This is a genomic window from Alkanindiges illinoisensis (genome assembly GCF_004377485.1).
In the GTDB taxonomy this organism is placed as follows: domain Bacteria; phylum Pseudomonadota; class Gammaproteobacteria; order Pseudomonadales; family Moraxellaceae; genus Alkanindiges; species Alkanindiges illinoisensis_A.
Genome location: NZ_SNTY01000088.1, coordinates 33,555 through 55,219, shown reverse-complemented (window position 1 = coordinate 55,219; position 21,665 = coordinate 33,555). Strand labels below are relative to the sequence as shown.

Here is a 21,665-nt window from a genome sequence, read left to right as displayed (position 1 = left end):
TAAAAATAAAATTCATTATATCTTAAATAAGATGAAATTTATTCATTACATATTAGTAAGTGAACGATTTGGAGAGTAGGGAATCTGAAAGTATTAGTTATCAGCTGTCAGTTATTTAAAAAATTAAATCTTTTAATTAATCCACGTTACCCGGCTATCACGCACAAATACCGCCAACTGAATTCCTGCTTGCTGAGCCAATCGCACGGCCATGCCTGTTGGCGCTGAAATCGCTGCAACCAGAGGCAACTGCGCATAAGCTGCTTTTTGAATTAACTCATAAGAAAGCCGCGATGTTAGTAGTAGTGCACCTAAAGGATTATTATTAAGCAGGCGCCAGCCAATGAGTTTATCCAGCGCATTGTGGCGTCCAACGTCTTCAAACACTTGCAACGTATCATTATCAGGCTGCCATAGCGCAGCGGCATGACAACCACCAGTTCGCTGATTAATGAGCTGTTGAGCAGTAAGACGGTTAAACCCTTGAGCCAATTGTTGCGCAGTTATTTGAATTTTAGGCACAACAGGAGGTAGTGGCATATTCAACTGACTCAGTGCTTCAATGCCACACAAACCACAGCCAGTGCGGCCATTCATCTGGCGCCGTCGCTGTTTAAGTTGGGCAAAACAGCTTGAAGCCAACGCTATATATACGGTAATACCCGTAGGATGCCTTTCAACCTCAACCTGATAAATCTGGCTGGCGTGCTCAATAATGCCTTCAGATAAGGAAAAACCATAAGCCAGCTCTATAAGATGCTGTGGCGTTGCCATCAGGACGACATGCGAAATGCCATTATAAACCAGCGCAACCGGCACTTCTTCTGCGAGATCCAGTCTAATGGCTTGTTCAGTGCTGGCATTTTGTTCCCGAGCCTGAATAATGCTATGAGTGTCACTGCTTTCAGGCGTTGTAATTTTTAACAGGGCATTCATAGGCTGGCCTGTATGCGTACTGGGATGGACTTATAAGCTGGTGTATTGGCACGTGGTGCATGATGCTCCAGTGGCACTAAATCATTAGCCTCGGGGTAATAAGCTGCAACGCAATCCATGGGTAAATCAAAGGGCATGAGTTTAAGGTTATTTAAACAGCGGGTTTGGCTGCCATAAGTCGCAGTTACATCGACACGCTGTCCCACTTGCCAGCCTTTGGCACTAATTTGATCAGGATGCATAAACAGCACATCGCGTTCGCCATAAACACCCCGATAGCGGTCGTTTAAGTCGTATATAGTAGTGTTAAATTGCCCATGTGCCCTAACAGTGGTTAAACGAAAAATGTCCGGTTGCTGTAACACCTCGGGGATAAAAGGCAATTGCGGTAACATGAACTGGGCTTTTTGGGTTTTTGTTTTCCAGTTGCGTTCCCGTGCGCTATTACCCAGATAAAACCCGCGTGGCTCACGAACGCGTCGATTAAAGTCGGTAAATCCTTCGACTGTCTCGGCGATAGCATCACGAATATAATCGTAGTTGCTCAAAAATTTGTGCCATGGAATTCGGCTATTCGGGATGGCTGCCTGAGCAATTCCTGCAATAATTGCTGTTTCCGATCGCAACTGCTTGGAAGCTGGAGGATTTTTACCAGTTGACAGCGTAATATTACACATGGAATCTTCAATAGTGATTCCCTGAAAACCGCTATCTTGATGGTCGCCTTCGGTACGTGCTAGCGCCGGCAAAATATAAGCCTGCTGACCATGATGCAGGTGTGAGCGATTCAGGCTAATTGACACCATCACGCTCATTTTCAGGTTTTCCAGATTACGCAAGGTTGTCGTCGTATCTGGTGTAGCCTTAGCAAAATTTCCGGCCAGCCCCATAAAAAAGTCAACCTTAGCTTCCTGCATGGCTTGCAGGGTCGCCAGCACATCCAGGCCATCGTCACGTGGTGGGGTAAAGCCAAAGTATTTTTCAATGCGGTCCAGCATGGCCTGATCCGGCTTTTCATGGATGCCCACTGTGCGATTACCCTGTACATTGGAGTGACCACGCACTGGACACAAACCACTGCCTTCACGTCCAATATTGCCCTTTAACAGCAGCAAATTAACAATCAGGTGCACATTATCAAGACTGGTTTCATGCTGGGTAATGCCCATGCCCCACATGCAAATGGTGTTTTTACTTTGGTCATACAGGCGTGCGACTTCCTGCATTTGCTGCTGGGTTACGCCAGAAGCCTCTTCCAGCAATGACCAGTCCTGTTGCGCTATAAAATCTTTAAATTCGTCAAAGCCAGAAGTGTGCTCTTCAATAAACGCATAATCCGGTGTGCCATTTTCCAGAAAAGCCTTAATCACGCCCGTTAAAAACGCACTATCACCACCGACTTTTACCTGAACATAATGATCACTGGCCAGCTCGGTCGAGGTACCTGTCAGCATTTCAACCGGGCTTTGTGGATGGCGATAATGCATGAGTGATTTTTCACGCATGGGATTAACCGCCACAATGGTAGCCCCTTGTTTGCGTGCTTCACGCAATGCAATGAGTGAGCGCGGATGATTAGTACCTGGATTATGGCCCATGGATAAAATCAGGTCGCATTTGGAAAAATCGCTGCGGATCACGGTGGCTTTGCCAATGCCAATTTGCTCGGCGAGTGCCACGCTGGTGGGTTCATGACACATATTGGAGCAATCCGGCAGGTTATTGCTACCGTACTCACGCACCATGAGCTGATAACAAAAAGCTGGTTCATTGCCCACTTTGCCAGAGGTATAAAACACTGCACGTTCAGGAGTGGTTTGTTGACGCAAAAAGCTGCCAATTTCATCAAAGGCCTGCTGCCATTCAACTGGGATATATTTGTCGGTTGCAGCATCATATTTTAGTGGCTGGGTCAAACGACCGAGCTGGTCCAGTTCATAATCTGACCAGTTTTTTAACTCGCTTACGGTATGCTGGGCAAAAAATTCGGGTGTGATGCGGTTGGCAGTAGATTCAAACGCGACAGCTTTGGCGCCGCTTTCACAAAAATCAATCGGCTTGGCATGGGAGGCATCAGGCCATGCACAACTCGGACATTTAATACCGCCGTGTGGCTGGTTCACCCGGCGCATAGTACTACCACCTTTTAACAGGGTGTCTTTGCCAAACAAGGTACTTGCTGTGCCACGTAATGATGCCCAACCACCAGCAGGCGCTGGATAAACTTCAATTTTTTTCATTAATATTCCCTGATTAAAAAGCAGGTTCTGCACGAATTCAGTTTTTTAAAGCTCTGTTTTAACACGACTATAAGCAGTTATATCTAGCGATAGTCAGATTGTTAGCATCATTACTGAACTTAAAATGCAAATTCAATGTATCGAATCCCTGCCATACACTTCGAGCTTATATTTGTGACAAAAGGCAATTTTTTGCAAGAAAAATAGATAAATGTGTCACTTAAGATTCAAGAAAAATTTTAAATTAAAAAATATTCATCACATATTGGAAAAGATGTCTTTGATTCATCTTAAGTGTTGTCCGCAATATAGCGTGTCGAAGTCTTTAAAGTATTTTAAGTATAAGTATTCAAACGCATATTCTAGGTTATCCCTGCATTGGTGCCAAACATGGGCTAAAATTTGCTGAAGAAGAAACTTGCTAGCAAAATACAATCATTCAGGCGAGATGATCGAAACAGGGCAAGCCGTAGTAACTGCAAATTGGTTATAGGGGAGCTTTTCTCTCATTAGATCTCTTGCATAAGTCTGGTTTCGACAAGCTCAACCAACGCTGCCTGAGCCTGTCGAAGGCGAGTTGGTACAACTTATGAAAGAAGTCTATTGAATAAATTTGTTTTATATAAGAGAAATCTTTTTTTATCATAATTTCATTAGTTAAAAGTGCTGCAAATAATCATAAAAAAAACAGCCTTTTAAAAAGGCTGCTTTAAGTAATATGCTAAAAAATAAAAACTTACTTTTCAACAAACGCGCGTTCAATCACATAATCACCCATCACGCCCATCCGTGGTGATTCTTTCATACCATGTGCATCCAGCAGTGCGCAGACATCCTTTAAGAACGCAGGGCTACCACACAGCATGGCGCGGTCAGTTTCCGGATTAAAACGCGGCAGGCCAATTTTCTCAAATAGTTGACCGGTTTCAATTGCCGTGGTCACACGACCCTGTGTATGAAACTCTTCGCGGGTTACAGTTGGGTAGTAAATCAGCTTGTCTTTAATGCCCAACTCTTCAAAAAATTCATTGTTAGGCAATTCGTTTAAGATCAGATCCTGATAGGCCAGCTCGCTCACATAACGCGTGCCATGCACCAGAATCACTTTTTCATATTTTTCATAAGTTTCCGGGTCACGGATTAATGCCAAAAATGGTGCAAGGCCAGTACCACTGGACAGGAAATACAGGTTTTTGCCGGGTAATAAGTCATCATGAACCAGTGTGCCTGTTGGTTTTTTACTAATCAGGATTTCATCACCAACCTGAACTTTCTGCAAAATAGAGGTCAATGGGCCGTCCTGAACTTTAATTGAGAAAAATTCCAGTTCTTCTTCATAGTTGGCGCTGGCAATGGAGTAGGCACGCATCAGCGGCTTGCCGTTGACTTCCAGACCAATCATCACGAACTGACCATTTTTAAAGCGTAAGGCCACATCACGGGTGGTTTTAAAGCTAAAAAGCGTGTCATTCCAGTGGTGAACGTGAGTAATTTTCTCAACATTAAAAGCGGCCATGAAGCTCTCATCGATATAATAAAAAACAGGGAGCTATTCTAACGCAAAGCAATTGTCTATAAACTGAATTAATCCAATGTTATTTATAAGGAAAAGTGATGAAGTCGGATTTAACAGTACCAGTGATTGGTATTGTGCATTCACCTTTTCATGAAAAATTTGGAATACCCCGTCAGCCTAATCTGGTGCAAGTGCCTGCAATTATTGAATTTAATCCACCTTATGATGATGCGCTGGCGTTTGAAGGGCTGGATGAATTCAGTCATTTATGGCTAATCTGGAGCTTTCATCAAAATAAAGCAGATTCACAAAGTCCTAAAAAATTTCGTACACAAATCCGACCCCCACGGTTGGGTGGTAATCAAAAGCTGGGGGTTTTTGCCAGCCGTAGCATGTATCGACCCAGTGAGTTGGGATTGTCAGTGGTTGAACTGGTGAAAGTAATCAGGCAAAACGGCAAGGCTAAGTTGCTGATCCGTGGAGCAGATTTACTCAATGGAACGCCGATTGTCGACATTAAACCGTACATTGCGTATTCCGATGCGATTCCTGAAGCAAAAAGTGGTTTTGCTCAAGCCGCGCCAGCACTTCTAGATATTGATTGGACCATACAAGCCAGTGAGCAAGCTAAAGCTTTAATTAAACAGCAACTGTTTGATACTGAACAGCAAGGTTTAATCAATGAATTGTTGGCGCTTGATCCACGGCCAGCTTATCAGGATGATGCAAATCGGGTTTATGGGATGGCTTATGATTTTGTGAATATCACATTCAGAATAGCAGGTCAGCAGGTTATCGTTGAGTCACTTACCAAAATTCATCGTTAAACCCTAATTACACGATAGACTAAACCATAAAATTTAGGCTTAAAATCAATATTGAAGCAGTTGCTGCCAAGGAGAGCATTTTGAATAAAAAACATCATTTTTCGTTTCAGGTGGATGTCAGATGGTGTCTGGATGCACTGCTTAAAGATGGCAAAATTTCCCAGCGCGATGTTAATCTCATTGCCACTACGCCTAGAAGAAAAGACCAATTGCAATGGCATCCGCTGCAATTTATCGCCAGTTTCGATTTAACTGATGCCACTACTCAACAAAAGCTCACACTGCCGCTGCTGTCACAATGGTTAGCCGATAAAGCCGAAGTTCCATTTGTTCGTATTGATCCATTAAAGGTAAATGTGCCTGCGGTGACGGCAATCATGTCGTTTGAATATGCTGAACGTCATCGCATTCTGGCAGTGGCCGTAGATAGCGAAACCATTACTATTGGTAGTGATCAGCCTTTTTATGATGACTGGCTGGAAAATTTGTCACATATCGTGCGTCCACGCCAGATTGTGCGAGTGATGCTAAACCCTGAACAATTAAGCCGTTATCTGATTGAGTTTTATCAGGTGACACGTGCTATTGCCGGGGCAAAAGGCACAGGCGGCTCTGAAGCAACGGCGAAAGGTGTTGAAGCCTTGTTGCAACTGGGTGATGTGCAAAATCCTGATGCCAATGACCAGCACATTGTGCGCATTGTGGACTGGCTATTGCAGTATGCCTTCGACCAGCGCGCCAGTGATATTCATCTGGAACCCCGTAGGCAAGGGGGGCGGGTGCGTTTTCGTATAGATGGTGTGTTGCATACGGTTTATGACATGCCAGCGCCCGTTTTAACCGCCGTGATTTCACGCATTAAAATTTTAGGCCGCATGAATGTGGCCGAGCGCCGCAAGCCGCAGGATGGCCGTTTAAAAACCCGCACGCCTAAAGGGATTGAAACTGAGCTGCGTTTGTCTACTTTGCCAACCGCCTTTGGTGAAAAACTGGTCATGCGTATTTTTGACCCGGAAGTGCTAGTGCGCTCGTTTGAACAACTGGGCTTAACCGGGGAAGACCTTGCCAAGTGGAAGCAAATGGCAGCGCATCCCAATGGCATTATTCTGGTGACAGGGCCGACGGGTTCAGGCAAAACCACCACGCTTTATTCCACGCTCAAGCAACTGGCTACTGATGAAGTCAACGTCTGTACTATTGAAGACCCGATTGAGATGATTGAGCCGAGCTTTAACCAGATGCAGGTGCAGTCAGGCATTGACCTAGGTTTTGCCGAAGGCGTGCGTGCATTAATGCGTCAGGATCCCGACATTATTATGATTGGTGAGATTCGTGATCAGGACACGGCAGATATGGGGATTCAGGCAGCCTTAACGGGTCATCTTGTACTTTCCACCCTGCATACCAATGATGCACCATCCAGCCTAACCCGTTTGCATGATCTGGGCGTGCAGCCATTTCTAACTGCGGCAACCATATTGGGCGTTATGGCGCAGCGGCTGGTGAGAACCTTGTGTGAATACTGCAAGGCTTCAACCACTATCGATCCCGAAAGCTGGAATCAACTGGTCAGTCCCTGGACCAGCAATCCACCCCCACAAGTGTATCAGGCAGTTGGCTGTGAGCATTGCCGTGGTACAGGCTACAAAGGGCGTATGGGTTTGTATGAAATTCTGGTGCTCACCAATGAAATGAAACGGATGGTGGGTGATGGCGCCAACCTGAACCAGATCAAGCAACAGGCCTATCGAGAAGGCTTGCAACCATTGCGGCTTGCCGGTGCAAAAAAAGTAGCAGATGGCATGACCACGCTTGAGGAAGTCATGCGGGTTGTTCCCTTGAGTTAAATCGCCCATTGAATCACGCGGCAACGGCAGACCAGTGCTGATAAGCGACTGGTTTTAAGCTTAAGGTTTATGGTGCAGGTTTCCTTGTTTTAGTTTACAGCCCACTACGTTTTATGACTCTAATTGATACAGTAGATCTTTTGCATAAGTCTGGTTTCGACAAGCTCAACCAACGCTGCCTGAGCCTGTCGAAGGCGAGTTGGTACAACTTATGAAAGAAGTGTAGTGCCTTGATATTGCCGGATCGTTAAGCCTGCATAATTGTCCAGATTATAGGATTAAGGAGCACAATGATGGGTTTTAAGCAGTTATCACTCATCAAAACAGCCACGATTACAGGCTTGCTTATGGCGTTAACCCTGCCAGTCTTTGCATCGTCGGATGCGGCGTGGGCAGAACATGATCGCAAAGTGAGCCAAAAATGCACCAGCGCCAGTGGTCTAATGAATGCAGTGGTGTCGACCAAACCAATCCTGTTTGATGATACGGTGGGTTATACGGCTGTGATTATACGGGGTCATTTAAAGCCAGTTGCTGGTTCACAGCCAAAAGCCACAGCCACTCAGGAAAAAATGTGCCTGTACATGCGCAAAACAGGTCAGGTGCATATTGCTGATATTTCACCGGCCACACGTTAAAATCACATCAATATCGTATAAAAAATAGGGCAGTTAAGCCCTATTTTTTGGTCTGGATAAAAGTCATTTATTGCCAGATTGAATAACGCTTGCCTGCCTCAATCTCTGCAATCAGCTGATCAGTTCTTGCGCTTTCATCAGGATATTTGATTTTATAGTTATTCAGCACAGTGAGTGCATTTTTCTTATCTTCCATTTGCAGGTAACTGTGTGCCAGTGCCAGATATGCTTCCTGATAGTCTGCTTTAACGGCGGTATCCAGATGGGAAATGGACTCCCTAAAGCCACCGCCTTCACCTAAAGAAAACCCATACCAGAAGCTGGTTTCGGGATCTGCAGGCTTTAGCTTCAGTAAACGCTGGAAATAAACTGCTGACTTGAATGCAGAGTCTGGCCCGGCATCCATATTACGTGCCAGTACATGGGCTTTCATGGCACGTAACAACAGTTCATAAGACGCACGGGGATCTACCGCCAGCACATCCAGACGCTGGGTGATTTCGCGGATTTTCTTTTCAGACTTCCAGCGCTCAAATTTATCTTTGAAATAAGTTGGATAATGACGGGCTTTACCACCAATCAGGGTAAGATCCTTGTCGATCTCAGACACATCCAGTGTTTCGTCACGCGGTGGAGGCGTGCCAATAGGCTGGGTGATCTGCTGCTCATGAATTGGAATCAGAATCCTTGCTGTGTTATCCGCTACAGTTTGTACAGGGATAGCAGAGGGTATGGCTGGCTCAGATGCTGTCGTGCTTACTGCTGGGGTACTGTCTGTTGAGGTACTGCCTGTTGGGTTAGCTTCTGAGGCGGTGGCAGGCTGAGTGTTCGGAACTGAGGGCTGATTTTGGCTTGCGGCAAGACTGGCCACTGCCTGTTCATCGAGTTTGAGTGCCGGGTCAATTTTTAATAATGCTGCCTGGGTATCCTGTGGTTCGGCAACGGGCAGGCCATTAGCATCCACTGCAACGACTGGTGTTGCACTGTTATTATTGGATTCAGTGGAATTCGCTGGGTTTTGCTGGGTGTGCGCCGAATTGGTGAGTGCTGTTGCATCAGTGCTTGTGCCCGTAGCAGCAGGTTCAGTGGCAGTGGCTTGATTGGCCGTTACATGTTGGGTCTGCGCTACTGGGTCATCTGGTAGGCGTATAGGCAGTCGGGTTATCACTTCACCAGTGGCCGGATTAATGATTTTTGGGGTCAGGGCTTCACGAATGCGTTGTACCACCACCGGATTTAAAGGCTGTTCATAATTGCGGGGGTTCAAACGATAGTGCGGTGCGGTGGCTTCAGGCTCAACCTTGCGTAATACCAGGGGCTGAGGTGCAGGCTGTGGTGTGGCCGGAATAATAATTTCTTGTTTTACAGGTGCAGGACTACAAGCGGTTAATGCGGCAATCGCGCATGCCAACGGAAGGATATAAAATTTTTTCATATTTAAACCTGAGTGTGTTCCTTGGTTGTGAGATCTAATAGCAACGGCAGTTGATAGCAATAGCAACAGGCAGTCTAAAAAAATGAACCATCGCTGGCAATGCTTGCAACCAGCAATATTGCATCAAAATGTAGAATTAAGAATGAGTTGCTCAAAGTTTGAATAAAATGTGCTGAAAAGTTACTTTTTTATAGTTTCTTAAAGAGGATCAGGAAATTCACACTTATCTAAAGGCTTAACTAATAGACTTCTTTCATAAGTTGTACCAACTTGCCTTCGACAGGCTCAGGCAGCGTTGGTTGAGCTTGTCGAAACCAAACTTATGCAAGAGATCTAATCTTTTAAAAGTTTATAGTTAGTTGAAAAATCTTATGTTTAAATAGCTACTTATTGGAATCTACAACTTTTGTGCGCTTTAAGCAGGGCAAAATCTCAGTATTAAAATTATCGAACAAAAATATCTACGTTTCCAAGACTATCATTTATTTAAAAAATAATGAGCATTTGCATCAATTGCCATTGTTACGTTAACTTTTGCCTTGAAATTTAGTAAAATCCACGCATCCATAATTGCGTGTGCTAGACAAGCGTGTTTAGGACAGCGCAATGAACATCCACAAGAGGAATAACACCGTGCTAGAAGCCTACCGCCAACACGTTGCTGAGCGTGCTGCACTGGGTGTCCCGCCAAAGCCGCTGGACGAAACTCAAACTGCTCAACTGGTTGAATTATTAAAAAATCCACCAGCACATGAAGAAGCATTTTTGGTTGATTTGCTGGAAAACCGTGTTCCTGCTGGTGTAGACCAGGCTGCTTATGTAAAAGCTGCTTTCTTGGCTGCTGTTGCAAAGGGTCAGGCGACTTCTCCGTTAGTCACCAAAAAGCGTGCAGTTTACCTGTTGGGAACCATGCTGGGCGGCTACAACGTTGCGCCACTGGTTGACTTGCTGGATGACAGCGAACTGGGTGCAGATGCTGCTGAAGCACTGAAGAAAACCCTGCTGGTATTTGATGCATTCCATGATGTTGCTGACAAAGCCAAAGCAGGCAATGCCAATGCTCAGGCCGTATTGAAATCATGGGCAGAAGCTGAATGGTTTACCAGCCGTCCTGATGTTGCTGAAGAAATCAAGATTACTGTTTTCAAGGTCACTGGCGAAACCAATACCGATGACTTGTCGCCTGCACAGGATGCATGGTCACGCCCGGATATTCCATTGCATGCCAATGCCATGCTGAAAAACGTGCGTGAAGGCATCAATCCTGAAAAACCGGGCGAAGTTGGCCCGATCAGCCAGATCAAGGAACTGATTGCGAAAGGTAATCAGGTTGCCTACGTGGGCGACGTGGTTGGTACGGGTTCTAGCCGTAAGTCTGCTACCAACTCTGTACTGTGGTTCTTTGGTGATGACATTCCGCATATTCCGAACAAGAAAGACGGCGGTGTATGTCTGGGTAGCAAAATTGCGCCGATTTTCTTCAATACCATGGAAGATGCCGGTGCGTTGCCTGTTGAGATTGATGTTAGCAACATGAATATGGGTGACGAAGTTACCCTGAAAATCAACAAAGACACTGCAACCGTTACTGCGTTCAAAAACGGCGAACAAATTGCTGAATCCCAGTTGAAAACTCCGGTTCTGCTGGACGAAGTTCGTGCTGGTGGCCGTATTAACCTGATCATTGGCCGTGGCCTGACCACCAAAGCGCGTGAAGCTTTAGGTCTGGCGCCATCTACGCTGTTCCGTCATCCACAGCAGCCTGCCGATACAGGCAAGGGCTTTACCCAAGCGCAGAAAATGGTTGGCCGTGCCTGTGGTTTACCAGAAGGTCAGGGCGTACGTCCAGGCACCTACTGCGAACCAAAAATGACCACAGTTGGCTCTCAGGACACCACTGGTCCAATGACCCGTGATGAACTGAAAGACCTGGCTTGCCTAGGTTTCTCTGCTGATCTGGTGATGCAGTCTTTCTGTCACACTGCCGCTTATCCAAAGCCAGTTGACGTGGTAACTCACCACACCCTGCCAGACTTCATCATGAACCGTGGTGGTGTAAGCCTACGTCCAGGCGACGGTATCATTCACTCCTGGTTAAACCGCATGCTGTTGCCTGATACCGTTGGTACTGGTGGTGACTCTCACACCCGTTTCCCAATTGGTATTTCTTTCCCGGCAGGTTCTGGTCTGGTGGCGTTTGCTGCTGCGACTGGCGTCATGCCACTGGACATGCCTGAATCAGTACTGGTGAAATTCAAGGGCAAAATGCAGCCTGGCATCACCTTGCGTGACCTGGTTCATGCAATTCCTTATGTTGCCATTCAGGCGGGTGATTTAACCGTTGAGAAGAAAGGCAAGAAGAACATTTTCAATGGTCGTATCCTTGAGATTGACCTGAGCGAATATGAAGGCGACCTGACTGTTGAACAAGCGTTCGAATTGTCTGATGCCTCTGCCGAGCGTTCTGCTGCTGGCTGTTCGATCACCCTTTCTGAAAAATCAGTTGCTGAATACTTGACCTCCAACATCACCATGTTGAAATGGATGATTGCTGAAGGTTATGGCGATGCCCGTACACTGGCGCGTCGTGCTGAAAACATGCAGAAATGGCTGGATAACCCAAGCCTGATCAAAGCGGATGCTGATGCTGAATATGCCAAGGTTTATGAAATTGACCTGAGCACGATCACTGAGCCAGTATTGTGCTGCCCGAACGATCCAGATGATGCCAAGCTGTTGTCTGATGTGACTGGTGCAAAAATTGATGAAGTATTCATCGGTTCCTGCATGACTAACATTGGTCACTTCCGCGCTGCTGGTAAGCTGCTGGAAAAAGTAGAAGGTGGTTCTTTATCAACCCGTCTGTGGCTGGCACCGCCAACCCGTATGGACGAACACCAGTTGATGGAAGAAGGCTACTACAACATTTATGGTCGTGCCGGTGCGCGTACTGAAATGCCAGGCTGTTCACTGTGTATGGGTAACCAGGCCCGTGTCGCACCAAACACCACTTGTGTGTCAACTTCAACCCGTAACTTCCCGAACCGTCTGGGTCAGGGTGCCAATGTGTATCTGGCATCTGCTGAACTGGCATCTGTTGCTGCGGTACTGGGTCGTCTGCCAACTGTTGCAGAGTACATGGAATATGCGCAGAATATCGACAGCATGGCTGGCGAAATCTATCGCTACATGAACTTTGACCGCATGGGTGAATACACTGCCGAAGCTGGCAAGGTTGATACCAAGAAAATCAGTGCTGCTCAGTTGACTTAATCAACTTAGAAGCTTGATTTAATTAAAAAACCCTGCTCAAATGAGTGGGGTTTTTTATGCGTCACCTCATGTCGCATGAATTAAAATTAAAAGAATATCTGTTTGGGAAAATGGCTACAATTTCTAAAATTTGTTTGATAAGGTGAGAAATAATATGAGTATAAATAAGCAACTATTTAATTTATACGATAAATATTGGGAACAAATACTTGTGGAGTTGAGTAAAATTGATAAAAAACTTTATACGAATCCTTTATTAATTAATATTGATGAAGATGCATATGCAAGAGCTGATTATAAGGTAATGATTTTTGGTCAAGAAACTAAAGGATGGTACGATAGTTCAGGATTTACGGATTCCATTATTGAGGGAATGGATCGGTATGATCGCTTTTTTTGGCAGAAAAATTTTTATGATGGCTATTCTAAGAGTTCATTTTGGAAGAAATTTCGTGTTTTTCAGAAAAATATTTTAAAAATGGAAAAAACAAAAGACTTAGATATTATCTATATGTGGAACAATATTTCAAAAATTGGCCAACCTGATCAGGAAACTGGTGTTGATCCTATAACGAGAGATTTAGAAAGAAAGTATTTTTCTGTGGTTGCTAAGGAGATCGAAATTATAAAGCCAGACTTATGTATATTCATGACTGGTCCAAATCGTGATCATGACATCAAATTTCATTTTCCTAATATTGAGTTTAAGAAAGCAAATGACATTGATTCAATTCGTGAAATGGCTGTTATAGAATGTTTAGGAATTAAAGGATTAAGGCTATATCATCCAAGTTATTTTGGTAGTTTTAATAATAATTATAAAAAAAGAGCTTTGGATGCATTGAACGAAATAATTAAAGATCATTAATATGAAAATAGGCGTCTTCTGGTTTTATACAAATACTATTCTTGGTATTGCTGAGGACATATCTCAAGGTTTCAAAGGCTATAATGGATTAATCGATAGCAATTTTGACCATGTCAATGTTTGGGAAACGCTTGAAATAAAAATACAGTTACCTGAGCTTAAAAGTATGGAGTATGAGCAAATTCCAAGAGGACGTCTTTTATATTCAACCAAGCAAAATAAACACATTATCTATATGGATAAAACCTTATTTGAACCAAATGTAAAACAAAAAATCGCTGAGTTTTTTGATTTTAATTCTAAACTTTCTGTCTGGAAAAAAGATCCACACTACAATACCAATCAGGATGAACTAAGCCGTTTATTTGACAATTAGTTAATCACCTTCCCATATAATCCAAAAACCGTGTCACTGCTCATGATTTGCATATTCTGGGTTTTGGCCTGTGCAATCAGCATGCGGTCAAACGGGTCTTTATGATGAAACGGTAAATTACCAAGCGCAACGGCATCAATAGACTGATAATGCAGGAATTTAAGGCCACTCATTTCAGCGGCCTGAATCGGATCAAAGTCCACAGCCAGTTTGCCAATAGAAAGTTTAATCATGATTTCAGCAATGCTAATACTGCTTAAATAAAACTGATGTTGTGGATTTTTAAATGTCTCTACTTGTTGTTTTGAAAGCTGCTTCGGTGATTTAAGTAGCCACAGGAAAATATGCGTATCAATGAGAATATTCATTTGGTTTCAGGGAAAATGTCGTTATTATAAAAATCGTCTGCCACATCAATATCCATAATGTTGAGCAGATCCTGTGTTGCCGTATCATTTTCCAATAGACCAAATTTAATCTGACTTTTGGGCTGATGTGCAACCAATTGGACTAAGGGCTGATTATTTTTGGCGATAATAATTTCTTCACCCTGACAGGCACGCTGGATTAAATCGGAAAGATGGGCTTTGGCTTCGGCAATGTTAATAATCACATCAATTTCCTCTTAAAAACGCACTGGGTATAACTTGATTCTAGTCAAGTTGGTCAAGTTGGTCAAGTTGGTCAAGTTGGTCAGAATGTGCTAAGATTTTTTGGAATTTTTTACTTAAAACTTAATATGCAACTTGAAAAAATCCTGCAATCGCAAGGCTTTGGTAGCCGTAAGCAATGTCGCCAACTGATTGAAAACGGCAACATCGCTATTTACGGCGAAGTCTATAGCAATCCCAAAGCCGATATAGAGGTGAATAAGCTTGAATTTATAGTTGCTGGCAAAAGCTGGCAGTACCGCGAAAAGGTTTATATAGCGCTCCACAAGCCGATTGGTTTTGAATGTTCACATCAGCCGCAGCATCATTCTAGTGTCTTTAGCTTGCTACCAGCGCAACTGATAGAGCGTGGCATACAGTGTGTTGGACGTCTGGATCAGGATACCACCGGACTGCTGCTATTGACCGATGACGGTACATTTTTGCAGGGTCTCACTCATCCCAAAAAACATGTAGCAAAGCGTTATATCGTTACAACCAATCGGCCAATTATTGACGAGCAAATTACGCAATTGAAGCAGGGTGTGGCGCTACGCAATGAGCAAGGCATTTATGCAGCGGATGACTGCATGCAATTAGGTGAAAATCAGCTTGTATTAACCATTCATCAGGGTTTGTATCATCAGGTGAAACGGATGATTGCAGCAGTGGGCAATCATGTCGATGCTTTGCACCGTGACCAAATTGGCCAGTTTAAATTGCCGGATGATTTAACGGAAGGTCAGTGGATTTATTTAAGTGATGAGCAGGTTAATCAGGCAAGGCAGCTTGTATGATTTTATATTTGAGATTTTTATAATCTACCTTGTCCATTCAAACAAAGATATGAAAGCTAAGCTAATGAGTTGGGTTATGGAATAGGGAGGGATATGCTGCCAATCTAACTTGGCTTAGGCTAGCAATTTTAGAGACTAACCTAACCGCTATGCGCTTGCCAGTTTTGGCAAATTATTAGCTTTGCAAAGTAGATGATTAGGTTGGGATACGATATATAGCTTTTTATTTTGCTAAAACGGGTATTAATAAAAGTAGAAAGCCACCTTCTGTCTGGATAAAAATAGTTTAGGGGACTGACGGGTTTTATGATCTAATAGTAGCTTGGCAATGTGTTGACATACACCTGCATTTGCCTGTCTGTTATTTTTTAAAAAGTTGATCAATAAAATGAAAGTATTAATCCGCAATCTGGCGCGTAGTGTCACTGAAGCTGAGCTGGAAGCGTTATTTAAACCATTTGGCAAGATTAAAAGCTGCACGTTAGTGCTGGATGCGGCTACTGGAAAATCCAAGGGATTTGGTTTCGTGGAAATGGAAAATGGGCGTGATGCAGTTAAAGCCATTAAGGCACTGAATACCCTGCGGGTTCATGGCTATGGAATCCGGGTTAAAGCGGCTGAATCAACAGATCAATAACTGCTTAAAATCATTCCAATAAACATTTTAGTTTATCAAGCAGGGCAGCAATTATCGGTATTAAATCTGATGCAATTGCTGCTTTTAAGACCCAACGAATAGACCTAATACAAAAAAATCTATTATAAATATTTAAAACTAAATCCCTAGATCATGATCTTTTATTGATCACTATTTGAGCTTTTGTCCGTATGTTGCAAACTACCGTTATCCTGTAATAGTTCATTGAGCTGGTCAAAAACATCCTGATCTGATAAATGACTCAGCTCACTCGCTGCAACGGTTTTTCGACTGGCTTTTTTGGGTGTCTCTAGTGGCTCATGGTTGCCTTGTTCAATGGCAAACGGAATGGATCTGGTAACAACCACCTGACGGAAAAATAAGCGAATAGCCTGTGCAGGACTAATACCCAATTGTTTAAACACGGCAAAGGCCTGTTTTTTTTCATGGACATCCAGTCGAACCTGATAAACTTCCGTGCGACGCATGAGTAACCTCTTTCCAATAATTACTTATTAATCATTGCTTATGAGTAGTAATGAACAAAAACGAGTTTATTAGGCACGCATTAAAGCATAATTATCATTGCAACGTCATTACGAATAAGGCTAAAGAATCAGCGTTTGCAATGAACTATAGTCTACAGCTTGCCGCGTCAAGGGATCAACAAAAGCAATGCGCTGTGCCAATAGTTGCAGCGGCGCACTGTAGTCATTATCTGCTTTTAATTGTACCGCAGGATAAAAGGGATCATTTAAAATAGGAATACCTAGTGCAGCCATATGTACACGTAACTGGTGTTGCTTGCCACTTAGGGGATACAGCTGATAGCGTGCCAGATGTTGCGATAAAACTTGTCTGGTTTCGAGTAATTCAATTCGGGTAAAACTGTTGGCTGGGCCTTCAATTTCCTGCATGGTAAAAAAAGGCTGACCTTTTACCATGTGGCTTTGGTAATCAAGCGGAAACAGTAGATCTTCACGATAAGGTGCAATCGCCTGATATTGTTTGCTGACTTTGCGGTCCTGAAACAAGGTCTGATAAAGATGCCGCGTTTGTGGCTGTAATGAAAACAGCATCACACCCGCTGTTTCCCGATCCAGACGATGAATTGGCGTAATGTCCTCACAGTTGAGGCGCTGCTTTAACCGAACCAGCAAACTTTGTTTTACAAACCGGCCTGTTGGGGTTACTGGCAAGAAATGCGGCTTATCCACCACGAGCAAGTGGTCATTCTGAAAAAGAATCTGTTCCTCAAACGGAATCGGTTCTTCGTAGGGTAATTCACGATAATAGTAGATTTTACTGTTGGGTACATAAGGACTATCAAGCTGAACCAAATTGCCAGATTCCTGATAAATCTTTTGGGCTTCAATTCGATCCAGCCATATCTGTTTGGAAATTTGTGGAAACTGCTGAATCAAAAATTCCACAATAGTAGTATAATTTTGACCGCCATTCGTATTGTGCAAATTTTTTAATGAAGGTAAAAATACACAACTGGGGCTGACGCCATCAATCATGGGAGGTTTAAAAGGAATATGCATGTAAATAATTGCCAGTCCAGCTCAGCAGAATTTCCAGTGACGTTTAATATTAAATGATAAAGATGCAACAGAGAAACTATTCAGTTTTTAGGATGGTGATGTCACTTTTAAACCAATAATTCCGGTTAAAATTAGCAAGATACAACCTACCCGGATTAGGGTTTTAGGTTCATTAAATAAAAACATGCCACAAATTGCCGCGCCCAAAATGCCAATACCAACCCACACCGCATAGCTGGTACCCAGCGGCAGGGTTTTTTGGGCTATCGACAGGCCATATACCGAAATAATCATGCCCGCAATACAAAATACTGAAGGCCAGAGTCGGGTAAATCCTTCAGTGTATTTAAGGGTGACAGCCCATTGAATTTCAAACAATCCGGCAATCACCAGCCACAACCATGCGTTCATCAGTACAACCAAAACACTTAAAAATGGATTATAGCCAAAAACAGATTATGGCCTAAAAATTTCAGCTTCAGTGTTATTATAGTCAGGTTTAATTCTGGTTGGGAAAGACAACTGCCATGCTGCAAACCATTTCACTTGTATTGCCTGATGAGGCTGCCACACAAAAACTGGCAGGTGTTCTGGCACAGCATATTTCGCATGGTGTGGTTTATCTGGTAGGTGATCTGGGCGCTGGCAAGACAACGCTAACACGCTCGTGGCTACAGGCCTTGGGACATCCAGGTAATGTAAAAAGTCCCACTTATACGCTGGTTGAGCCTTATATCATTGCAGGCCAGCCTATTTATCATTTTGACCTGTATCGTTTGCAGGATGCCTATGAACTGGAATTAATGGGCATTCGTGATTATTTAGATGCTGATCAGGCAAGCCTTAAACCCTTGTTGTTAATTGAATGGCCGCAAAAAGGCCAGCCCGTGGTTCCGACGGCAGATTACCAGATTGAATTAACCCTGGATGTTAACCAGCTTACCCGGCATATTGTGCTAAGCACTGCTGCAAAAAGCCAGACATGGACAGCATTAGAGGACAGTTTGCATGAGCAGTTTGCCTGATTATGGCATTGTGGCGAAAATTCGCCGTATCCAGCCCCTAAGCCCGGCACTGGCCAACCAGATTGCTGCTGGTGAGGTGATTGAACGCCCAGCTTCGGTGGTAAAGGAGCTGATTGAAAATGCACTGGACGCTGGGGCATCACGTATTGAAATTTATATTGAGCAGGGCGGCAGTACCCTAATTGAAATAATAGACAATGGCAATGGCATTCATAGTGATGATTTACCATTGGCGGTGTTGCGTCATGCCACCAGTAAGATTAGCAGTGCTGAGGATTTATCCGCAATTGCCACGCTGGGTTTTCGGGGGGAGGCGCTAGCATCGATTGCTGCTGTATCACGCCTGACTTTAAGCAGTAGCCAGTCGGATGAAGGCATTGGCCATGAAGTCACCATCAATGGCAGCGCCTATAATCCAACAGAAAATAGTCAGCCTATTACTGCCGTGGCTCATCAGCGTGGCACACGGATTCAAGTGCGCGACCTGTTTTTTAACGTACCGGCACGACGCAAGTTTTTAAAATCAGTCAGTACCGAGTTTGGTCATATTGAAGAAGTGGTGCGACGGGTCGCCTTAAGTCATTTTGATGTGGCATTTTCACTAGTTCATAATGGCCAGATCAGGCTGGATTTGCCGATTGCAGACAGTGGTGAACTGCGTGCCCAGCGGGTACGGCGTATTCTGGGTGCCCGTTTTACTGAAACCTCACACTGGCTGGATTGCTCTAGTATTTATATGCAACTGTCTGGCTGGCTTGGGCACCCCAGCGAAGCACGGGGGCAGGCAGACCTGCAATATCTGTTTATCAATGGCCGTATGGTCAAAGATAAAACAGTGAGCCATGCCTTGCGTATGGCCTATGAAGGAATCTTGCATGGCCACCAGCATCCGGCCTATTTGCTGTTTCTGGAAATTGAGCCGGATCAGGTGGATGTGAATGTGCATCCTACCAAGCATGAGGTGCGCTTTCTGGCCCAGCGTGAAGTCCATGAATTCGTACGTCATCATGCCCGGCAAACACTTGCCCAGTTTAAAACCGCACCTGCAGAACTGGCTGATGCCATGCATCCCTTACAACGTAAGACAATGGCACAAGCACCTCAATCAGCAGAGCAACCACTTTATCAGTCAATGCAGCAAAATCCTTTGCCATTGCATAATTTATTATTAGATCACTCAGCGCTACAGCAGAATTCAGTGACTCAGCATCAGCCTTCTGTAGCAGATAATTTGATGGCTACAGGAGCTAATCTAAATCAAAAGTCTGAACAGTCAGCTTATTCAGGTTTTGGTAGGTCGGTGCCTGATGTCTCTGGCGTAAAGGCCGCGCTGGCTAGTTATCTGTTGCCAGCACGGCAGGAGCTGGATCAGTCATTGGTGAGACCTGAAAAAACCGGGATTGATGAATATCCACTCGGGCTTGCGATTGCTCAACTGCATGGCATTTATATTCTGGCGCAAAATACGGATGGCCTGATTATTGTGGACATGCATGCAGCACATGAACGGATTTTACTGGAACAGCTTAAAAAAGCATGGGATAACGCCCAGAATTGGCAAACCCAGCATTTGTTGGTGCCACAAGTTGTTGAGTTAAGTCACCTGCAAGCCAGCCGGATTGAGGAGTTACAACCGACTTTGCATCAGCTGGGGCTGGAAGTTGATCTTTATGGTGAAACCAGCGCAATCGTGCGTGCGGTTCCTGCACTGTTGGCGCGTGCCAATTTTTCAAAACTACTTAGTCAGCTATTGGCGGATTTGCAGGCCAATCAGCAAGCTGACTTAACCGCCGCCCGCGATAAAATTCTGGCAGGTATGGCATGTCACGGTGCTGTTCGTGCCCATCGCCAGCTTAGCCTTGCCGAGATGAATGCCCTGTTGCGACAAATGGAACAAACTGAATTTGCCAGTCAGTGTAATCATGGACGACCAACCTGGCGTGCATTTCCTTTAACCCAGCTTGATAAGCTGTTTGCCCGTGGGGAATAACATGAACTTGGCAGTCACTTCTATGCCTCAGAAAAAATCCCTGCAAGCGTTGCCTGTTGTGTGTCTGATGGGCCCAACTGCGAGTGGCAAAACTGCATTGGCCTGTGAACTCTATGAAACTGGAAAGTTTGAACTGATATCTGTTGATTCGGCACTGGTTTACCGCGACATGAATATTGGTACAGCCAAACCTACAGCCGCTGAGCTGGCACAGTATCCTCACCATTTGATTGATATTATTGATCCAACCCAGGTTTATTCAGCTGCTGAGTTTGTTGAAGATGTTAGCCAGATCATTGATGAGATTCATGCCAGCGATAAAATTCCATTACTGGTGGGTGGCACCATGTTATATTTTCGTAGCCTTATCATGGGCATGGCCGATAATCTGCCGGCCGCTAACCTTGAAATTCGCACTGAAATAGAGCAACAGGCTGAACAGCATGGATGGCAATTTATTCATGATGAATTACAGCGTGTTGATCCGCGTGCTGCTATACGCTTCAAGCCTTCTGACCGGCAGCGTGTCCTACGTGCGCTCGAAGTTTATCGTATTACTGGACGTGCTATCAGTGATCTGCATGATGACCAGGAAAACCAGCTTAACTCACAGTATGCTTTTGATTTACATGCAATAATCCCAGACCGTACCTTATTGCACCAAAAAATTGCCCAGCGACTCGACATGATGTGGCAAATCGGTTTTCTGGATGAAGTAAGGCAATTACGTGAAAAATATCAATTACATGAAAATTTGCCATCCATGCGTGCTGTAGGGTATCGTCAGGCTTGGGAATTTTTGGAGCAGGGAGGGCAAACTGAAGCGGAACTTCAGCAAATGAAGGAAAAAGCATTATTTGCAACACGACAATTAGCCAAACGTCAATATACATGGCTACGTTCGTTACGTGAGTTGCACGTTTTTAATATATACAACACAGTGAATGAAGGCATACTAGACTTGCGTATGAAGTATAGATGACGCAAAATTTGCCGCCTGTCTTTTTATAATTTTTAATTGATACGAAAGGCAGTTTTTTTTGCGCTGGTTATTTTTTTGGAG

The 21,665-nt window shown here is 44.2% G+C and carries 20 protein-coding genes; 11 read left to right on the top strand and 9 right to left on the bottom strand.

Annotated elements, in window-relative coordinates; translation table 11 throughout:
* Positions 1–132 precede the first annotated feature (132 nt).
* From fdhD to E2B99_RS14285, 3 genes are all read right to left on the bottom strand, one after another.
* A complete protein-coding gene (fdhD, locus tag E2B99_RS14295; RefSeq protein WP_134245996.1) occupies positions 133–936 on the bottom strand; it encodes a formate dehydrogenase accessory sulfurtransferase FdhD in 804 nt (267 codons plus the stop codon).
* On the bottom strand, positions 933–3,176 hold the full coding sequence (locus E2B99_RS14290) for an FdhF/YdeP family oxidoreductase (protein WP_134245994.1): 2,244 nt from the start codon (positions 3,174–3,176) through the stop codon (positions 933–935). The genes fdhD and E2B99_RS14290 overlap by 4 nt, the downstream gene beginning before the upstream one ends.
* A gap of 736 nt (positions 3,177–3,912) precedes the next feature.
* Entirely contained in the window at positions 3,913–4,692 is a 780-nt protein-coding gene (locus tag E2B99_RS14285) for a ferredoxin--NADP reductase (protein WP_134245992.1), read from the bottom strand.
* A 98-nt stretch (positions 4,693–4,790) separates the two neighbouring features.
* Here E2B99_RS14285 and tsaA point away from each other — a divergent pair, with 98 nt between their 5' ends.
* From tsaA to E2B99_RS14270, 3 genes are all read left to right on the top strand, one after another.
* Positions 4,791–5,519 carry a tRNA (N6-threonylcarbamoyladenosine(37)-N6)-methyltransferase TrmO gene (gene tsaA, locus E2B99_RS14280; RefSeq protein ID WP_134245990.1) on the top strand — a complete coding sequence of 243 codons (729 nt, stop codon included), beginning with the start codon at positions 4,791–4,793 and terminating at the stop codon, positions 5,517–5,519.
* A gap of 80 nt (positions 5,520–5,599) precedes the next feature.
* The gene (locus E2B99_RS14275; protein ID WP_134245988.1) at positions 5,600–7,366 is read left to right on the top strand and encodes a GspE/PulE family protein; all 1,767 of its coding nucleotides are present in this window, start codon (positions 5,600–5,602) and stop codon (positions 7,364–7,366) included.
* A gap of 290 nt (positions 7,367–7,656) precedes the next feature.
* Entirely contained in the window at positions 7,657–8,004 is a 348-nt protein-coding gene (locus tag E2B99_RS14270; protein WP_134245986.1) for a hypothetical protein, read from the top strand.
* 67 nt (positions 8,005–8,071) lie between these two features.
* Here the strand turns inward: E2B99_RS14270 and E2B99_RS14265 are convergent, their stop codons facing one another.
* Positions 8,072–9,439: a hypothetical protein gene (locus tag E2B99_RS14265; protein ID WP_134245984.1), complete on the bottom strand. Its 1,368-nt coding sequence runs from the start codon at positions 9,437–9,439 to the stop codon at positions 8,072–8,074.
* Between the two features lie 633 nt (positions 9,440–10,072).
* Between E2B99_RS14265 and E2B99_RS14260 the strand changes: the two genes are divergently transcribed.
* The 3 genes from E2B99_RS14260 to E2B99_RS14250 all read left to right on the top strand — a co-directional run bounded on the left by E2B99_RS14260 (position 10,073) and on the right by E2B99_RS14250 (position 13,956).
* Entirely contained in the window at positions 10,073–12,712 is a 2,640-nt protein-coding gene (locus E2B99_RS14260) for a bifunctional aconitate hydratase 2/2-methylisocitrate dehydratase (RefSeq protein ID WP_134246081.1), read from the top strand.
* A 154-nt stretch (positions 12,713–12,866) separates the two neighbouring features.
* Entirely contained in the window at positions 12,867–13,580 is a 714-nt protein-coding gene (locus E2B99_RS14255) for a hypothetical protein (RefSeq protein WP_134245982.1), read from the top strand.
* Position 13,581: 1 nt separating this feature from the next.
* A complete protein-coding gene (locus E2B99_RS14250; RefSeq protein WP_134245980.1) occupies positions 13,582–13,956 on the top strand; it encodes a hypothetical protein in 375 nt (124 codons plus the stop codon).
* Here the strand turns inward: E2B99_RS14250 and E2B99_RS14245 are convergent.
* A complete protein-coding gene (locus E2B99_RS14245) occupies positions 13,953–14,324 on the bottom strand; it encodes a type II toxin-antitoxin system VapC family toxin (protein WP_134245978.1) in 372 nt (123 codons plus the stop codon). The genes E2B99_RS14250 and E2B99_RS14245 overlap by 4 nt on opposite strands.
* A complete protein-coding gene (locus tag E2B99_RS14240; RefSeq protein WP_205669696.1) occupies positions 14,321–14,569 on the bottom strand; it encodes a type II toxin-antitoxin system Phd/YefM family antitoxin in 249 nt (82 codons plus the stop codon). The genes E2B99_RS14245 and E2B99_RS14240 overlap by 4 nt, the downstream gene beginning before the upstream one ends.
* Before the next feature lie 126 nt (positions 14,570–14,695).
* On the opposite strand from E2B99_RS14240, the gene E2B99_RS14235 reads away from it, so the two are divergent.
* Positions 14,696–15,403 carry a pseudouridine synthase gene (locus tag E2B99_RS14235; protein ID WP_134245974.1) on the top strand — a complete coding sequence of 236 codons (708 nt, stop codon included), beginning with the start codon at positions 14,696–14,698 and terminating at the stop codon, positions 15,401–15,403.
* 388 nt (positions 15,404–15,791) lie between these two features.
* Positions 15,792–16,040, top strand: coding sequence for an RNA recognition motif domain-containing protein (locus E2B99_RS14230; RefSeq protein ID WP_034279474.1), 249 nt, complete (start codon positions 15,792–15,794; stop codon positions 16,038–16,040).
* Positions 16,041–16,201: 161 nt separating this feature from the next.
* On the opposite strand, the gene E2B99_RS14225 is transcribed toward E2B99_RS14230, so the two are convergent.
* The 3 genes from E2B99_RS14225 to E2B99_RS14215 form a co-directional block, all read right to left on the bottom strand.
* Complete coding sequence (locus tag E2B99_RS14225) at positions 16,202–16,528, bottom strand: type II toxin-antitoxin system RelB/DinJ family antitoxin (RefSeq protein WP_134245972.1); 327 nt, start codon at positions 16,526–16,528, stop codon at positions 16,202–16,204.
* Positions 16,529–16,648: 120 nt separating this feature from the next.
* The gene (locus E2B99_RS14220; protein ID WP_134245970.1) at positions 16,649–17,587 is read right to left on the bottom strand and encodes a pseudouridine synthase; all 939 of its coding nucleotides are present in this window, start codon (positions 17,585–17,587) and stop codon (positions 16,649–16,651) included.
* 87 nt (positions 17,588–17,674) lie between these two features.
* Positions 17,675–17,998, bottom strand: a complete 324-nt coding sequence (locus E2B99_RS14215) for a DMT family transporter (protein ID WP_134245968.1) — start codon at positions 17,996–17,998, stop codon at positions 17,675–17,677.
* Between the two features lie 116 nt (positions 17,999–18,114).
* Here E2B99_RS14215 and tsaE point away from each other — a divergent pair, with 116 nt between their 5' ends.
* Genes tsaE through miaA form a run of 3 tightly spaced genes read left to right on the top strand, consistent with a single transcriptional unit; the run spans position 18,115 to position 21,584 of the window.
* Positions 18,115–18,612 (top strand): tRNA (adenosine(37)-N6)-threonylcarbamoyltransferase complex ATPase subunit type 1 TsaE, encoded by a 498-nt coding sequence (tsaE, locus tag E2B99_RS14210; RefSeq protein ID WP_134245966.1) that lies wholly within the window; start codon positions 18,115–18,117, stop codon positions 18,610–18,612.
* On the top strand, positions 18,596–20,602 hold the full coding sequence (mutL, locus tag E2B99_RS14205; RefSeq protein ID WP_134245964.1) for a DNA mismatch repair endonuclease MutL: 2,007 nt from the start codon (positions 18,596–18,598) through the stop codon (positions 20,600–20,602). The genes tsaE and mutL overlap by 17 nt, the downstream gene beginning before the upstream one ends.
* Position 20,603: 1 nt before the next feature.
* Positions 20,604–21,584 (top strand): tRNA (adenosine(37)-N6)-dimethylallyltransferase MiaA, encoded by a 981-nt coding sequence (miaA, locus tag E2B99_RS14200; RefSeq protein ID WP_240687850.1) that lies wholly within the window; start codon positions 20,604–20,606, stop codon positions 21,582–21,584.
* Positions 21,585–21,665 lie beyond the last annotated feature (81 nt).

Bases quoted from the DNA above. Each gene is read 5' to 3' on its own strand.
- E2B99_RS14255 (WP_134245982.1), top strand. From the start codon at position 12,867: ATGAGTATAAATAAGCAACTATTTAATTTATACGATAAATATTGGGAA.
- E2B99_RS14225 (WP_134245972.1), bottom strand. From the start codon at position 16,528: ATGCGTCGCACGGAAGTTTATCAGGTTCGACTGGATGTCCATGAAAAA.
- E2B99_RS14220 (WP_134245970.1), bottom strand. From the start codon at position 17,587: ATGCATATTCCTTTTAAACCTCCCATGATTGATGGCGTCAGCCCCAGT.
- E2B99_RS14230 (WP_034279474.1), top strand. From the start codon at position 15,792: ATGAAAGTATTAATCCGCAATCTGGCGCGTAGTGTCACTGAAGCTGAG.
- E2B99_RS14285 (WP_134245992.1), bottom strand. From the start codon at position 4,692: ATGGCCGCTTTTAATGTTGAGAAAATTACTCACGTTCACCACTGGAAT.
- E2B99_RS14270 (WP_134245986.1), top strand. From the start codon at position 7,657: ATGATGGGTTTTAAGCAGTTATCACTCATCAAAACAGCCACGATTACA.
- E2B99_RS14235 (WP_134245974.1), top strand. From the start codon at position 14,696: ATGCAACTTGAAAAAATCCTGCAATCGCAAGGCTTTGGTAGCCGTAAG.
- E2B99_RS14250 (WP_134245980.1), top strand. From the start codon at position 13,582: ATGAAAATAGGCGTCTTCTGGTTTTATACAAATACTATTCTTGGTATT.
- E2B99_RS14290 (WP_134245994.1), bottom strand. From the start codon at position 3,176: ATGAAAAAAATTGAAGTTTATCCAGCGCCTGCTGGTGGTTGGGCATCA.
- E2B99_RS14265 (WP_134245984.1), bottom strand. From the start codon at position 9,439: ATGAAAAAATTTTATATCCTTCCGTTGGCATGCGCGATTGCCGCATTA.
- tsaE (WP_134245966.1), top strand. From the start codon at position 18,115: ATGCTGCAAACCATTTCACTTGTATTGCCTGATGAGGCTGCCACACAA.
- miaA (WP_240687850.1), top strand. From the start codon at position 20,604: ATGAACTTGGCAGTCACTTCTATGCCTCAGAAAAAATCCCTGCAAGCG.
- tsaA (WP_134245990.1), top strand. From the start codon at position 4,791: ATGAAGTCGGATTTAACAGTACCAGTGATTGGTATTGTGCATTCACCT.
- fdhD (WP_134245996.1), bottom strand. From the start codon at position 936: ATGAATGCCCTGTTAAAAATTACAACGCCTGAAAGCAGTGACACTCAT.
- mutL (WP_134245964.1), top strand. From the start codon at position 18,596: ATGAGCAGTTTGCCTGATTATGGCATTGTGGCGAAAATTCGCCGTATC.
- E2B99_RS14215 (WP_134245968.1), bottom strand. From the start codon at position 17,998: ATGAACGCATGGTTGTGGCTGGTGATTGCCGGATTGTTTGAAATTCAA.
- E2B99_RS14245 (WP_134245978.1), bottom strand. From the start codon at position 14,324: ATGAATATTCTCATTGATACGCATATTTTCCTGTGGCTACTTAAATCA.